The organism is Pontivivens insulae (genome assembly GCF_900302495.1).
GTDB classification, from domain to species: domain Bacteria; phylum Pseudomonadota; class Alphaproteobacteria; order Rhodobacterales; family Rhodobacteraceae; genus Pontivivens; species Pontivivens insulae.
In genome coordinates, this window is the sequence record NZ_OMKW01000002.1 from 835000 (window position 1) to 849483 (window position 14484).

Here is a 14484-nt window from a genome sequence, read left to right on the forward strand (position 1 = left end):
TCGTCTCTCTCCTTACTCTGCATCGGCGACCAAGGCTTTCGCCTGATCGATCCAGCCTTCACGTTCAATACGGCCCTTGAAGGACAGCTTCTCGTCCATCGCAGCCACGTCTTCTTCGGTCCAAGCCGCGATCTGAGCGTAGGTGAATACGCCATTTGCGTTCAGCTTCTCTTCGAGCTTCGGACCAACGCCCGACAGCTTCTTCAGATCGTCGGTCTCAGCCGGTGCATCTGCTGCAGGTGCTGCGGCTTCCGCCTTCGGTGCGGCAGCTTTCTTGGCTGCGGGCTTGGATGCGCCGTCTGCCAGGATGTCAGTGATGCGCACTTTGGTGATGTACTGACGGTGCCCCTTGCGACGCTGGGAGGAGTGCTTCCGGCGACGCTTTTTGTAGGAGATCACTTTCTCGCCGCGGCCCTGCTCGAGCAGCTCACCAACGACAGCGGCACCATCGACAAACGGTGCGCCGACAGTGACGGTGTCACCGCCGAGCATCAGGACTTCGCCAAAGCGGACTTCATCACCAGCTTCACCGGCCAGTTTTTCAACGGTCAGAACATCGTTCTGGGCAACTTTATACTGCTTGCCACCAGTCTTGATCACCGCAAACATGCGCGTGGTCCTTTTGGTTTTCGCGTCCCTCAGGTCCTGCACACGTGATGCAGCGTTGATACCTTCGAACAGCGGCCCCAGAGGGGCTGATTCACATAAGTCTTGGGCGCAGTCCGACGGACCTCACCTCAAGAGCCGCCCGTATCAGCGAAGATGCACGGCAAGTCAAGCGCAATACAGGGATTTCCGCTTGCACCCGCATCCGCCCTGCCCTATCACCCCGCCACGACCAGAGGGCGCTGTCCCTTTGCATCGCGGAGAGGTGCCGGAGTGGTCGAACGGGGCGGTCTCGAAAACCGTTGTCCCTTCACGGGGACCCAGGGTTCGAATCCCTGTCTCTCCGCCACATTCAACCGTTTTGCCTACCCTTCGAGACCAGCCAGCGCGCGGGTCTGCGTCCAGATTGCGTCTTCCAACTGCACAGGGTCCGTTTCAACCTTGCCCTGACCGGGCATGCGCGCACCGGGGTCAAGGGCAACCCCGTCAGAGATCGCCGCGAACTTGTCGAAAAAATCAGGCGCGTTCTTCGGGTCTATCAGCAGATAGTACTGGCCGAGATCATGCCGTGGCCCTTCGGGCGCCTTCAGCGGTTTCACATCACGGCTCACCACACTCCCCGTAAGACCGGCGGCAAGCACCTCGGCCATCAAGCCGAACCCCCATCCCTTATAACCGCCCATGCTGACCAGAGATCCGCTCAGCGCTGCCACAGGATCAGTTGTTGGCAAACCATCTGCGTCCACGGCCCAACCCTCGGGGATCGCCTCGCCGGCGGCCTTGGCCATCGTGATCTTCCCCAGCGCCACGGTCGTGGTGGACTGATCGAACTGCATCCCAACACCGCCTTGCCCGTCCGGGACAGAGAACGCGATCGGATTGGTTCCGATGACACGGGTTTTTCCGCCGGGCGGCGCAACGATCGGAGAGGCATTTGTCAGCCCAAGCCCGATCAAGCCGGCCCGTGCAATCTGTTCCGTGAAATAGCCAAGCGATGTGCATGTATGCGCGTGCCCAACCGCCAGACTTGCCACGCCGCACGCTTGCGCAGCCTCAATCGCCAAAGGTAGGCCCTTGGCGAAAGCCGGTTGCGCGAACCCAAATCGTGCATCGACTGTCACTGCACCGGGCTTGGTGCGCGTGACCTCCGGCTGAACCGTTCCATCGACCCGGCCCGTTTTCAGCTGCTGGCAATAGCTCTCAAGATAGTAGAGGCCACAGATCTTATTGCCGACCGCCTCGGCCTTGCGCACGGCATCTGCAACATGCCCCGCAATCCAGGGCGCGGCGCCATGACGCTCCAGTGCAGTGACTGTAACCTGCCGAATCTCATCCAGTGATACTGCTGGCATGACTGCGCCCTCCCGCGAACCTGTTCTATCCGCTCAAACCATGCGTGCAGATCACAACGGGACGCAACCAGACAATACACCCCACCGGGTCGCGAGCCGCCCTATCACATACGGCAAACCAAAAACGTCAGCGCAATATCGAGACGAATACAATGCTGGGTGATCATGAAATTAAATGGTGCCCGGGGGCGGATTTGAACCACCGACACGCGGATTTTCAATCCGCTGCTCTACCCCTGAGCTACCCGGGCATCGGGTGACGCTGTGCGTCGGGTAAGGGGTGTTTAGGCAAAGGCGCGGGGGGTGTCCAGAGGGATTTTGCGGTTTATTCAGACATCATCATCGCCGCGGAATGCAGGGCGGATTTCCACCTCATCCGGTTGATCTTCTTCCTCTGCCGGCACGGCATACGCGCCATTGAACCACCGGGCCAAATCCACATCTGCGCAATGCTTCGAACAGAACGGGCGATAGCTCTTAGCAGAGGCAGCACTACAGATCGGGCAGCTCATGCCAGAACCTCGCGCAGTGGCAGGCGTTCCCGCTTTCGCAAAAGCTCGGCATGCCCCAGCGGTGTCCATCCAATGAAACGGGTCTCGACCGGATCATTGCGAAACGCCCGGCGAAACGCAGCTTCCAGCTCAATCCGTTGCTTTTTCGTCGCAGGCGCCAAATCCACCGTAATCTGCCCGGCAAGGCCCCGCAGGCGCAGCGCGCGCGGAAGTTCGGCAATGGCGGCGAGGTTCGTTTTCAAACCCGCCGCCGGGCTTAGATCCCCGCCCGTATTCACGTCGATGGCAATCAGCGCGGTTGTCGGCTCCACCATCATCCAACCCGATTTCAATCGCACACGGGCACGCTGCACGTCATCAATTGCGTCCCAGACCCCATATGCGTCAAAGCTACCCGGTTGATCCGCAACGAGATCCGGTGCGGGCTCTGACCAGTCGCGCCAGGCAACCAGCGCCGCCCCCGGACCCTCTACCAAGAGCTCCGCGGTACGACCGGGATCGGCAAGCACCTGTTCGGCGAGCGCTCGCATCTCGGCGACATCCGCGCGGATCGCGTCCTCATCTGCTCCGTCGGAGGCCGTCCGCAGCACAAGGCCAAGACCGGCAGCGCCCTCCATCTCTTCACGCGCGATCAGATCGAGGCGCTCGCGCTCCTCCTCGTCCCGGATCTTGCGCGCCACGTTCAGGCCCGGCGCGCCCGGCGTGACGATGGCATAGCGTGACTTGAACGTCAGGCGCGGCGTCACAGGAGCGGCCTTTCCCGGCTCCGCATGCGAGGTCACCTGGACCAGCAGTGCCGTCCCCGGCGAAATGCCCTTGGCATCGCGCAGAAAGCCCTTCTGACCATTGCCCAGCGTAACGGTCGCGGCCCCCATACCCTTCATTGGACGGTCAAGCACGCCACGATAGATCGCACCAGGACTCGGCGCGCCCCCTTCGGGTGGATCAATCAGCAAGTCTTCAAGCCGACCGTCAACCATCAAGGCGACCTGATCGCCCGCCCCGTCCGGGCGCGGCTCAATTGCGACGACACGGCCTTTCATACGGCCTCTCCATCCAACGGCACGACATAGCCCGCACCTTGCAAAAGGTTCATGGTTTCGGTCAGGGGCAATCCAACGACATTCGTATAGCTGCCATTGATCCAGGGCACGAAGGCCCCACCGATGCCCTGAATAGCATAGCCACCGGCCTTGCCCTGCCACTCGCCCGAGGCAAGATAGGCTGCGATCTCGGTATGAGAGAGCACCTTGAGCTTCACCGCCGTCTCCACTTCACGGTGCCAATACTGGCCTTCCGCGCGCAGCCCAACAGCGGTGATGACCTTGTGCCGCCGGCCAGAGAGGAGGCGCAAGAACTGCTCCGCCTCGGCCATGTCCGATGGCTTGCCCAGAATGCGACGCCCGACCGCGACCACCGTATCAGCGGCCAGAACCAACCCCTCAGCCGCCACAGCAGCCGATTTCTCAGCGGCAAGGCGTGCGGCATAGGCACGCGGCAACTCACCGCCCAACGGGGTTTCGTCAATATCGGCAGGAATGATGGCGTCAGGCACGACGCCGATCTGCGCCAGCAACTCCCGCCTGCGCGGAGAGCCGGACGCCAGCGTCAGCCGCACCTTACTTGAAGCGATAGTTGATCCGACCCTTGGTCAGATCATAGGGGGTCATTTCGACCTGCACCTTGTCACCGGCCAACACGCGAATGCGGTTCTTGCGCATCTTGCCAGCAGTGTGAGCGATGATTTCATGGCCGTTCTCGAGCTTCACGCGGAATGTCGCATTGGGCAAAAGTTCGGTCACGACACCGGGAAATTCGAGCAGTTCTTCCTTGGCCATGGTCTCTCCGAAGTGGATTTCAGTTCCGTCTGGGTCAAGCACTGACCCCGCGCGCCGCTCATATGAGACGTATTTGCAGGGAAATCAAGCCACCCGCCGCGTCAGTGCCGTCACCAGACCGGCAAGGATCAGGAAAACACCCCCCGTGCGTGCGATCACCCGTTGCGCGCGCGGCCCGGCCAGACGATCCCGCATCGTCCCCGCGGCCAGCGCCCAAAGGGCCGCATTCAGGCCGCCAAGTGCCACGAACGTCGCCACAAGCAGCGTTGTCTGTGGCAAGAGCGGGGCGGTCGTATCAATGAACTGCGGGACGAAGGCAATGAAAAAGACGATGCCTTTCGGGTTCAATACCGTCACCAGAAAGCTGTCGCGGAACAGTCGCTTGCCCGGCATCGGCGTCGCGTCGATGGAGGTTGGTTTCGCCTTCAACAGCCCCCAACCCATCCAAATCAGGTAGAGCGCGCCCACCACCTTAAGCACAGTAAACGCGGTGGCAGAGGCCGCCAGCACCGCCCCCGCACCGGCCAGCGAGATCACCATGGCCACCAGATCGCCAAGTGCCACCCCCGGAACGGTATAGAGCGCGGACCGCTTGCCCGATCCCAGTGCGCAGGACACCACCAAAACCACGGTCGGCCCCGGAATGGCCACCAAAACGGCAGAGGCGATTGCAAAGGCAAGCCAGATTTCAAACGCCATAGGTCTATCTCCGCATCAGATGTGCACAACGGCGCAAACCAAGCCACAGCACCAAGGCACCATGCAAGGTCAATCTTCGCGGAACGTCTCGGTGATCTTTGCGTCGATCTGATCGCGAGCGTTGCGATAGTGCTGCAACTTTTCCTCACGACTCTCGGCCAGCCCCGACGGATCCATGATCGGCCAATAAAGCACTTCTACAGCGCTCGTCCGCGTCAGCTCATGCGCATGGCGCAAGCTGGCCGGTGACAAGGCGACGATCATGTCAAATGCGCCCAGATCGTCGCCCCACTCCGCCATCTCCTCGAACGAGCGTGAGCGATGCCGCCCCAACTCGATCCCGATCTCGTCGCAGACGGCAATGGAGAAGCCGTCAATCTCCTGATCATGGCGCACGCCGGCGGACTGAACGTAGATGCGCTGCCCGAACCGCTTCTTCATCAAACCCTCCGCCATGGGAGAGCGGACCGCGTTGTGATCGCAGCAAAACAAAACCGATGTGGGCAACCCCTCCATCACCCTTTGAAATGCAGCACGCAGATCAGGGTGAAAAGCCGCCGGGCTGTGTCGTGATCAACACTCACCTTCCCGTCCAGACGTTCTTCGAGGATGCGAGCACCTTCATTGTGAATGCCCCGACGTCCCATATCGATGGCCTCGATCTGGGCAGGTGGCAGCTTCTTCACGGCGTCGAAATAGGCCTCACAGATCTGGAAATAATCCTTGATGACCTGACGGAATGGGCTGAGCGAGAGATGAAACGCACCGGCCTGAGCCTCCCCCTCATCATTGATTTCAAAAACCAGGCGCTTGTCCCGGATCGACAGGTTCAAAACCCAGGGCCCAGCAGCCTCATGCCCGACCGGCGTGAAATTGTTTCCCTCCAGCAAGTCGAAAAGGGCAACCTTCCGCTCCTGCTCGATTTCAGGCGTTGGTGGCGGCAGGCCAGCATCATCAAGGTTAACTTTCACCAGATGGCTCATCGCCCGCCCTCACTTCAATGCGTCCCACGCCTGCAACATGCGTGATCCACCGCATTCAAAAACCACTTTGCATCACGCTATTGGCGACAGATTACCTGCTCATACGTCAGTGTCGAGCAGTGACACGCTGTTCACGTCACGACCCGCCCACGATGGATCAATACCTGAATAAGTGTACCCAGAAAGCCTGCGGCCAAGACGACATAAATACCTGAGTCAGGGATCTCTTCGAGAACCTCATCTCCCAACCATATGCCGTCCGTCCAAGCCCTCCAGATAATGAAGCTATGCCAGCAGCTTATCACTGCTCCGAGAAGCGCAAGCCATAGCATGGTGAGATACGCATAGACTCGGTAATAAACGGCCGTGGCAACCAACGCGACGGCGATGAGAACGACAGCGAACACGACTCTTGTATCCTCGCCCTCAAAGGACCCGCTTTCATGCATAAGATACATAACCGGCACCAAAAAACTCAGCATAACTGCCATAGCAGGAAGCGTGACTGTCAGTAGGATAGAAAGGTACCACCCCATCGCGAGTCCTAGACCAATGAAAAACAAGGCGGCGAAAGGGGTGTCCGCAATATCGGAGGTCAAAAGCAAGACGACCATGCTGGCACAAAGAGGCACAGTCACAAGCCAGCGCTTGAGAGCGAAACCGCCGCAGAGCATGACCATTCCATAGACGCAAAAGAGACCATGCCAAACAATGGCATAATCCTCGCGAACTGTTGTCAGCAGTGCCGAAAGATAGTCAGCCATCTCAGTATAGTCCGATCATTGATTGCGACGCCGCGCATGAGGCGGTTCGACCTTTTACCGATCACGCTTCTGTATTCAGCCGGTCGAGCCGTGCGCGAACGCTGAGGCCATGGGCCTCTAGGCTTTCCGAGATGGCGAGCGTTTCGGCCGCTGGACCGATCGCGGCCAGCGCCTCGGGCGTCATTCGCGCCAGCGTGGTCCGTTTCATGAAGTCCAGAACGGAGAGCCCGGAGGAGAAGCGCGCGGACCGGGCCGTGGGCAAGACATGGTTCGGGCCGCCGATATAGTCGCCAATCGCCTCGGGCGTCCATGCGCCGATAAAGATTGCACCCGCATGTCTGACTTTGGCCGCGATACCTTCTGCATCATCACAGGCAATTTCCAGATGCTCCGGCGCGATCCGGTCCGACAGCTCCACGGCCTGCGCCATATCGCGGACGACAACGACGGCCCCGAAATCGCGCCAGCTCGGACCGGCGATGTGGGCGCGTTCCAGCGTCTGCAATCGTGCGTCGACCGCCGCCGCCACGGCCTGCCCGAAACCTGCATCATCCGTAATCAGAATGGACTGAGCGCTCTCATCATGCTCGGCTTGTGACAGCAGATCGACGGCAATCCAGTCCGGGTCGTTGTTTGCATCCGCAATCACCAGAATCTCGGACGGACCGGCAATCATATCGATGCCAACCTGCCCGAACACACGCCGCTTGGCTGCCGCGACAAATGCATTGCCAGGCCCTGTAATCTTGTCGACCCGCTGAATCGTCTGGGTGCCATATGCCATCGCCGCAACCGCCTGCGCCCCGCCAATGCGATAGACCGTGTCCACGCCGGACAGACGGGCGGCCAGCAGGACCAGTGGATTGGCCAGCCCATCGGGCGTCGGCGCACAAATGCACAGCCGCCGGACACCAGCGACTTGCGCCGGAATGGCATTCATCAACACTGAGGATGGATAGGACGCCAGCCCACCTGGCACATAGAGACCTGCAGCATCGACAGCGCTCCAGCGCCAGCCGAGCTCGGCCCCTGCCTCATCGGTCCAACGGGCATCTTGGGGCAACTGCCGCTCGTGATAGGCACGAATGCGGGACGCCGCGAGTTCAAGCGCCGCCCGCTCCGCCTCGGGCACCTGAGCGATTGCGGCGTCCATCTCCTCCGATGTGAAGGCAAGCTGATCGGCGCCCAACTCCATCCGATCAAACTTCGCGGTCAGCTCCAGCACCGCCGCATCCCCGCGATTGCGCACATCTGCGATGATATCGGCCACAACCGCATCCACATCCGCGTCGCTTTCACGTTTCATATGCAGCAGCGCCTCGAACTGTGCATCGAAATCGGCGTCATCGTGGGACAGGAAAACAGGCATAGTGCACCTCTTGTTGCGGTGCCGTGGGCTTATCGCGCCCGGCCATGGGGGGCAAGCAACCGACGCGGGGACAGTCGCGACGCTTTGTCCGCCCCTGCCCCATCAAAGACGGCACAGGCGCACTCGGTTAAGCGTGATCCGGCGCCTTTCCCGAAATGGCGAGGTAGGGCCGTGTCACATCCGTGATCGTGACATTGAGCGCCTCGACATCCAGCGCAATCTCCCCATCACCCGCAAGGATCAGCGAGACTGTGCCCGTACCGTCCTCACCTTCGGCAAAGCTGACAGCAAGCACTGCCAGGACCATATCCTTGTCGGAGGGGTCAACCCCGTTCGAGCGCACGGCCAAAACGTCATCAATCACGAGCGTAGACTGCACCCGCTCCGCCGGTTGGCCGGGGCGCCCCGCGTGATACTCCCACCGGAAGCGATTGAGCAGCAGGGCGAATTGGCGTCGCGCGGGTTTCCACGACATCTCCGATGTTTGTGCCACCGCGTCCTGCACAAGGGCCGAAAGAACCGTCAGATCCTGAGTATCTGCCGCCATCAGGCGCAGCGGCGCCTCGCCCCCATCCTCAAACCGTGCGTCTTCAACCATTCTCACTCACCCGCTCTACGTCCGCGCCACAGGCGCTCAGCTTCTCAACCAGCTTCTCGTATCCACGATCCAAATGGTAGACCCGGCTGACAGAGGTTTCACCCTCTGCCGCCAATCCAGCCAGAATCAGCGACACTGACGCACGCAGATCCGTCGCCATCACCTGCGCACCGCGCAGCGGCTTGCCACCATGTACGTGGGCCGTTCCGCCCCGCACCCGAATATCGGCACCCATCCGCTGAAGCTCTGGCGCATGCATGAAGCGATTCTCGAAAATCGTCTCTTCCAGCTCACTCTCACCATCGGCCAGCATCAACATGGCCATCATCTGCGCCTGCAGATCCGTGGGGAAACCCGGATATGGCTCTGTCACGACGTGAAGCGGCTTGAGCGGCTTGTCCGCATCCCGCGTGACCCGCAAACCGCGCGCCGTCTCTTCAACCTCGACACCGCATTCCTCCAGCTTGTCCACGAAGGCGCCGACAAGATCGCGTGTCCCGCCCAGACACTCCACCGAGCCGCCTGTCATCACTGGCGCGAGCATGTAGGTGCCAAGCTCGATCCGATCCGTCACGACCCGGTGGGTCGCACCATGCAGCCGCTCGACGCCCTCAATCGTGATTGTGGAGGTGCCCTGCCCGGTGATCTTTGCCCCCATGGCAATCAGACACTCAGCCAGATCGACGATCTCCGGTTCGCGCGCCACGTTTTTCAGAACTGTCGTGCCCTTGGCCAGTGTTGCGGCCATCAGGGCGTTTTCTGTCGCGCCAACGGAAACCACGGGAAATTCGTACTCGCCGCCCGTCAGACCGCCTTCGGCGGTTGCGTAGACATAGCCATCGCGCAAATCCATCTTCGCGCCCATCGCCTCTAACGCCTTAAGGTGCAGGTCAACCGGCCGTGCGCCAATGGCACAGCCGCCGGGCAAGGAAACCGTGGCCTTTCCCATCCGCGCCAGCATCGGCCCGAGCACCAGGATCGAGGCCCGCATCTTGCGAACGATGTCGTAATGCGCGACCTCATTCGTGATCGCCTCACAGCCCATCGCCAGCACCTTACCATCCTGCAAGGCCGCCACTTCGCAACCAAGCGACTGCAACAGCTGGGTCATCGTGCGAATATCGCTAAGCCGCGGCGCATTGGTCAGCGTCAAGGGCTCCGCACTCAGCAGGGCGGCAGGCATCAAGGTCAGACAGGCATTTTTGGCCCCCGCAATCGGGATTTCCCCGTTCAACGCGTTTCCGCCACGCACGACGATCTTATCCATTGCTCTGCCCCTTATTGCCGGACGTGTCCGCACCGTCACGCTGGCGTGCCTGCGCCTTGCGTCGTTTGAGATTGGCCCGCAATGCCTCGGCAAGACGTTCGGCCTTCTCCCGCGCGGCCCGTTCGGCCTGTGTTTCGGTTTTATTTCGCTCGCTCATGACCCTGACATAAGCCGCACCCAACCGCAGGTCCAGATACCGCTTGCACCCGCGCGTGAATCGGTTATTACCCCGCTCCACGGGCTGCCGTGGCTCAGGGGTAGAGCACCCCCTTGGTAAGGGGGAGGTCGAGAGTTCGAATCTCTCCGGCAGCACCACTAAACCCTTTTGCAAAGCAAAAGGGTGCAGCGTCTCCAAAGTCATTGCCATATCAGCGACAGGTCGTTGCGAAGCAACGTACCGAGAGCGCGCGCAACAGCCATAGCCGTGATCCGCCCAATCAAGACCTTGATTCAGAACCTAAAAAGGGACCGGCGTGAACCGATCCCTTTCATGTGATCCAGTGTCAGCAGCCTGTCAGCTTGCCCACTGCCAAGGGCGGGCAAAGTTGCCCAGAACCGATTGCACGCCCTCATCCGTGATCGCGTCATTCTCCGACTTCAGCACGGCCACAAGGCCACGCTTCTTGTCTTCGATGACCTCAACGACATGCGCCTCGATGCCAGCGTCGCGCAGCGCCTTGTCGTAGATCCGCGTGATGGCAGAGCGGCGCAAGTCGGGCTTGAAGATCTTTCCGACGGCCGTTTTGGGCAGTTCGTCCATGATCTCCATATATTTCGGGATCGCTGCCCGCTCCCCGATATGCTCCTCGGCATAGGCCATCAGTTCATCAACGGTCGCATTTCCACCCTCGACCAACTCGACATAGGCCGCCGGCAGTTCACCGGCATGGGCGTCCGGCTGACCGATCGCACCCACAAATCCAACCTGCGGATGACCTGCAAGCGCCTCTTCGATCAAGGCGGGGTCGATATTGTGACCACCGCGAATGATCAGATCCTTTGCGCGGCCCGTGATGAACAGGAACCCGTCTGCGTCGATCCGGCCCAGATCACCGGTGCGCAGATATTTGCCATCAGCGAACAGCCCTTCATTCTTGGCCGCCTCGGTATAGGTCGCGCCGGTCACAACCCCGGGGTTTGTGACGCAGATCTCACCAATCTCATCGGTGCCGCATTCCTTGGTAATATTGCCCTGTCCGTCGCAATGCAGGATCTTCACCTCCGTATAAGGGAACGGAATGCCGACCGAGCCGATCTTGCGCTCACCCAGCGGCGGGTTGCACGACACCAAGCACGTCGCCTCGGTCATGCCATACCCTTCCAGAATGCGCACACCGGTCGCATCTTCGAAACGCTTGAACAGCTCCACTGGCAGCGGCGCAGAGCCACACAGTGCATAGTTCAGAGAGGACACATCCGCATCTACCTTTCGCTGCATCAACGCAGCGGCGGCTGTCGGCACCGTGACCATGAAGGTCGCGCGATAGCGTTCAACCAATTTCCAGAAATTGTCGAACACGCCGTCCCCGCGATAACCTTGCGGCGTCGGCATCACCATATGCGCGCCCGACGAAATTGCGGTCATCCAGATCGGATAGGCCGCAAAGACATGGAACAACGGCATGGGCGCCAGCAGAACGTCCTGCTCCGTGAACAGCAGCTCATTGGACGCCCAGCCCTGATACATCATGCCGGAATGCCGGTGCTGCGCGATTTTGGGCATGCCGGTCGTCCCACCGGTGTGGAAGTAAGCAGCAAAGCCATCATCACCCGGCTCGGTAAAGTCGAGCTTGTCCGCGTTGTGCTTGGCAATCTCCGCGTTGAAGTTCAACACGCGGGCCTTGTGACCGCCGGTCGCCTTGGGACGGATCAGTTTCGCAATCCAGCTGGTGGGCGGCGTCAGATAGCGCGTCAAATCCACTTCGAGGATCGTTTCCACGTTCGGAGCCATCGCACAGGCCTGCGCGGCCAACTCTGCCACATTGGTCTTGGGCATTGGTGCCAGCGTGACCAGAACCTTGGCTTTCGTGTCACGCAGGATCGACGCGATCTTCTCAGGCTCCAACAACGGGTTGACCGGGTTCACGATCCCTGCCGTCGCACCGCCCAGAAGGGTGATCGCGGTTTCGTTACAGTTGGGCAGCAGGTAGGCCACCACGTCCTGATCGCCGACACCTAGCGAGCGCAGAAGGTTCGCCGTCTGCGTCACCTTTCCCTTGATCTCAGTCCAGTTGAACGTCTCGGCCTTGTCCTTCGGGCCAGACTTGATCTGGAAACTCAGACCGGGGCGATCAGGGAATTTCGCCGCCGTCTGGCAAAGCAACTCGTATACGGTCTTGGCGCTCCAGCGGTCCTCGATCGGCATCTGCTGTTCGATGGCGATCTTGTCAGCGAGCGTGGCCATGGCGGTCGTCATAGGTTCTGTCCCCTCCCTACAGGAATAGCGTTGGCCCGTTTGCGGGCCTTACACAGTTTGACTTCGCGTACCGCAAAACGTGGCACAAGCGGTACGCCGCGTCAAAAGGGGACTGGCACCAACGGGGCGCTGCGTCACATTGGTCTAAGGGGTCAGGCCGCGTCCATATCGGCGGTGAACTGCAGGCGGGCCAGCCGCGCATAAAGCCCACCCTCGGCAACCAGACTGTCATGGGTGCCGCTGGCCACGATCCGACCACCTTCCATCACAATGATGCGGTCGGCCTTCTTTACGGTGGCCAAACGGTGCGCAATAACGAGCGTCGTCCGATCCTTGGACAGGTCTTCCACAGCAGCCTGAACGGCACGCTCACTCTCAGCATCCAGCGCGCTCGTCGCCTCATCGAGCAACAGAACCGGCGCATCGCGCAGGATTGCACGGGCGATGGCGATGCGCTGTTTCTGTCCACCGGACAGCATAACGCCGCGCTCTCCGACATAGGTGTCATAGCCATCAGGAAGCGCCGTCAGGAAATCATGAGCCGCCGCCGCGCGCGCCGCTGCCTCCACCTCCGCATCGGTGGCATCTGGCCGGCCAAAGCGTATGTTTTCCCGCGCACTCGCCGCGAAGATCACCGGCTCCTGCGGGACAAGCGCAAACGCGCGACGCATCTGCTCCCGCGGCAGATCGCGGATATTCACACCATCAAGCTCGATCTGCCCGGCATCCGGGTCATAGAAGCGCAGCAGCAACTGGAAAATGGTCGACTTGCCTGCTCCTGACGGCCCGACAATCGCCACCGTCTCTCCGGCTCTCACTTCGAGGGAGACCTCCTCCAACGCGGGCACCGTGGGCCGCGCAGGATAACGGAAAGAGGCATCGCGGATCGCGACCGAGCCCGCACCGGGCACATAGATTGCCGTTCCGTCGTCACGAATGGGATCTTCCGCATCCAACAGCTCGACCAACCGCTCTGTCGCGCCAGCCGCGCGCATCAGCTCGCCCCAGATCTCACTCAATGCACCCACCGCACCCGCAACAAGGATCGCATAGATCAGGAACTGTACCAGCGTGCCGGGCGACATCGTCTCTGCCCGCACATCGCGCACGCCCAGCCACAAAACGCCGATCACGCCGGTAAAGACGAGGAAGATCACAATCGCGGTCATGATGGCGCGCACCCGGATCCGGCGCCGCGAACTGTCATAAGCGCCTTCGGTCAAGTCACCGAACCCGCCCCGGCTGACCGCCTCATGCGTATAGGCCTGCACCGTCTGCGCGGCCATCAACGTCTCCGAGGCCATCGCTGAAGAGCCCGCGATGCGGTCCTGATTTTCACGGCTCAAGACCCGGAGACGGCGCCCCATCACAACAATCGGCAGGATCACCAAAGGCACCAATACCAGCACCGCCATCGTCAACTTGGGCGAGGTCAACAGCATCAGCACGAGCCCCCCCATGAAGGTAAGGACATTGCGCAAAGCGACTGAAATGCTTGAGGAAACAACAGACAGGATGAGCGTCGTGTCAGTGGTGAGACGGCTCAACACCTCGCCCGTCATCAACCGCTCGTAAAAGACCGGCGACATACCGATCACCTTGTCATAGACCGCCTTGCGGATATCCGCGACGACCCGCTCCCCGATCAGGGTCACGATCATGTATCGCAGCGCGGTTCCGATGGCGAGCAAGGCGACGATGCCGAGGGCCGCCGCAAAATAACTGTCGACCACCCCCAGATCATCGGCCAGAAAACTGTCCACAACCCGGCGCACAGCGATGGGCAAAACAAGCGTCAGTGACGCCGTAAAGATCAGCGCAAGCGCCGCACCGGCGATCCAAAGCTTGTAAGGGGCCAGGAACGGGGCAAGGCCCCGGATCGGTGACAATCGCGTCGCGCGCGCGCGATCCTCGGTGATCTCGGTCATGGTCTTGTCCGTCAAACTGTTCAGCGCAGATGTAACAATGCACTGTCAGCCTCGCAAGACACCCTGCCCCATCAATTCCGGCCTGCGAGACCCGCATCCAGATGAATTGGCACAATTCTTCGCTTCCCTTGTGCCGGGCAGAGGCGCAGGGT

General features: G+C 60.7%; 16 protein-coding genes and 3 tRNA genes. 2 read left to right on the forward strand and 17 right to left on the reverse strand.

Annotation, left to right across the window (positions count from 1 at the left end; all coding sequences use genetic code 11):
• Window positions 1-12: 12 nt before the first annotated feature.
• Window positions 13-609, reverse strand: coding sequence for a 50S ribosomal protein L21 (gene rplU, locus POI8812_RS09550; protein ID WP_108782311.1), 597 nt, complete (start codon window positions 607-609; stop codon window positions 13-15).
• Window positions 610-865: 256 nt separating this feature from the next.
• Between rplU and POI8812_RS09555 the strand changes: the two genes are divergently transcribed.
• Window positions 866-955 (forward strand) — tRNA-Ser (locus POI8812_RS09555).
• A gap of 16 nt (window positions 956-971) precedes the next feature.
• Here the strand turns inward: POI8812_RS09555 and POI8812_RS09560 are convergent.
• The 14 genes from POI8812_RS09560 to POI8812_RS17690 form a co-directional block, all read right to left on the reverse strand.
• Window positions 972-1958, reverse strand: coding sequence for an Ldh family oxidoreductase (locus POI8812_RS09560; RefSeq protein WP_108782312.1), 987 nt, complete (start codon window positions 1956-1958; stop codon window positions 972-974).
• Between the two features lie 176 nt (window positions 1959-2134).
• Window positions 2135-2209, reverse strand: a tRNA-Phe gene (locus POI8812_RS09565).
• Window positions 2210-2287: 78 nt separating this feature from the next.
• Window positions 2288-2470, reverse strand: a complete 183-nt coding sequence (locus POI8812_RS09570) for a DNA gyrase inhibitor YacG (RefSeq protein ID WP_108782313.1) — start codon at window positions 2468-2470, stop codon at window positions 2288-2290.
• Window positions 2467-3513 (reverse strand): ribonuclease E/G, encoded by a 1047-nt coding sequence (locus POI8812_RS09575; RefSeq protein ID WP_108782314.1) that lies wholly within the window; start codon window positions 3511-3513, stop codon window positions 2467-2469. The genes POI8812_RS09570 and POI8812_RS09575 overlap by 4 nt, the downstream gene beginning before the upstream one ends.
• Entirely contained in the window at window positions 3510-4088 is a 579-nt protein-coding gene (locus POI8812_RS09580) for a Maf family protein (protein ID WP_108782315.1), read from the reverse strand. Before POI8812_RS09580 ends, POI8812_RS09575 begins: the two co-directional genes overlap by 4 nt.
• Before the next feature lies 1 nt (window position 4089).
• Window positions 4090-4308 carry a translation initiation factor IF-1 gene (infA, locus tag POI8812_RS09585; protein WP_108782316.1) on the reverse strand — a complete coding sequence of 73 codons (219 nt, stop codon included), beginning with the start codon at window positions 4306-4308 and terminating at the stop codon, window positions 4090-4092.
• Window positions 4309-4392: 84 nt separating this feature from the next.
• Window positions 4393-5007 (reverse strand): LysE family translocator, encoded by a 615-nt coding sequence (locus tag POI8812_RS09590; RefSeq protein WP_108782317.1) that lies wholly within the window; start codon window positions 5005-5007, stop codon window positions 4393-4395.
• Between the two features lie 69 nt (window positions 5008-5076).
• Window positions 5077-5523: an arsenate-mycothiol transferase ArsC gene (locus POI8812_RS09595; protein ID WP_108782318.1), complete on the reverse strand. Its 447-nt coding sequence runs from the start codon at window positions 5521-5523 to the stop codon at window positions 5077-5079.
• On the reverse strand, window positions 5523-5990 hold the full coding sequence (locus tag POI8812_RS09600) for a UPF0262 family protein (protein ID WP_108782319.1): 468 nt from the start codon (window positions 5988-5990) through the stop codon (window positions 5523-5525). Before POI8812_RS09600 ends, POI8812_RS09595 begins: the two co-directional genes overlap by 1 nt.
• A 131-nt stretch (window positions 5991-6121) precedes the next feature.
• Window positions 6122-6754 carry a hypothetical protein gene (locus POI8812_RS09605; protein ID WP_108782320.1) on the reverse strand — a complete coding sequence of 211 codons (633 nt, stop codon included), beginning with the start codon at window positions 6752-6754 and terminating at the stop codon, window positions 6122-6124.
• Window positions 6755-6815: 61 nt separating this feature from the next.
• Window positions 6816-8123 carry a histidinol dehydrogenase gene (gene hisD / locus POI8812_RS09610; RefSeq protein ID WP_108782321.1) on the reverse strand — a complete coding sequence of 436 codons (1308 nt, stop codon included), beginning with the start codon at window positions 8121-8123 and terminating at the stop codon, window positions 6816-6818.
• A 127-nt stretch (window positions 8124-8250) separates the two neighbouring features.
• Window positions 8251-8721, reverse strand: a complete 471-nt coding sequence (locus tag POI8812_RS09615) for a DUF2948 family protein (protein ID WP_108782322.1) — start codon at window positions 8719-8721, stop codon at window positions 8251-8253.
• Entirely contained in the window at window positions 8714-9988 is a 1275-nt protein-coding gene (gene murA / locus POI8812_RS09620) for a UDP-N-acetylglucosamine 1-carboxyvinyltransferase (protein ID WP_108782323.1), read from the reverse strand. The genes POI8812_RS09615 and murA overlap by 8 nt, the downstream gene beginning before the upstream one ends.
• Window positions 9981-10145: a hypothetical protein gene (locus POI8812_RS17690; protein WP_162845000.1), complete on the reverse strand. Its 165-nt coding sequence runs from the start codon at window positions 10143-10145 to the stop codon at window positions 9981-9983. Before POI8812_RS17690 ends, murA begins: the two co-directional genes overlap by 8 nt.
• Before the next feature lie 83 nt (window positions 10146-10228).
• Between POI8812_RS17690 and POI8812_RS09625 the strand changes: the two genes are divergently transcribed.
• A tRNA-Thr gene (locus POI8812_RS09625) sits at window positions 10229-10303 on the forward strand.
• 199 nt (window positions 10304-10502) lie between these two features.
• On the opposite strand, the gene POI8812_RS09630 is transcribed toward POI8812_RS09625, so the two are convergent.
• Complete coding sequence (locus POI8812_RS09630) at window positions 10503-12404, reverse strand: acyl-CoA synthetase (protein WP_108782324.1); 1902 nt, start codon at window positions 12402-12404, stop codon at window positions 10503-10505.
• Between the two features lie 152 nt (window positions 12405-12556).
• Window positions 12557-14332, reverse strand: coding sequence for an ABC transporter transmembrane domain-containing protein (locus tag POI8812_RS09635; RefSeq protein WP_108782325.1), 1776 nt, complete (start codon window positions 14330-14332; stop codon window positions 12557-12559).
• Between the last annotated feature and the right edge of the window lie 152 nt (window positions 14333-14484).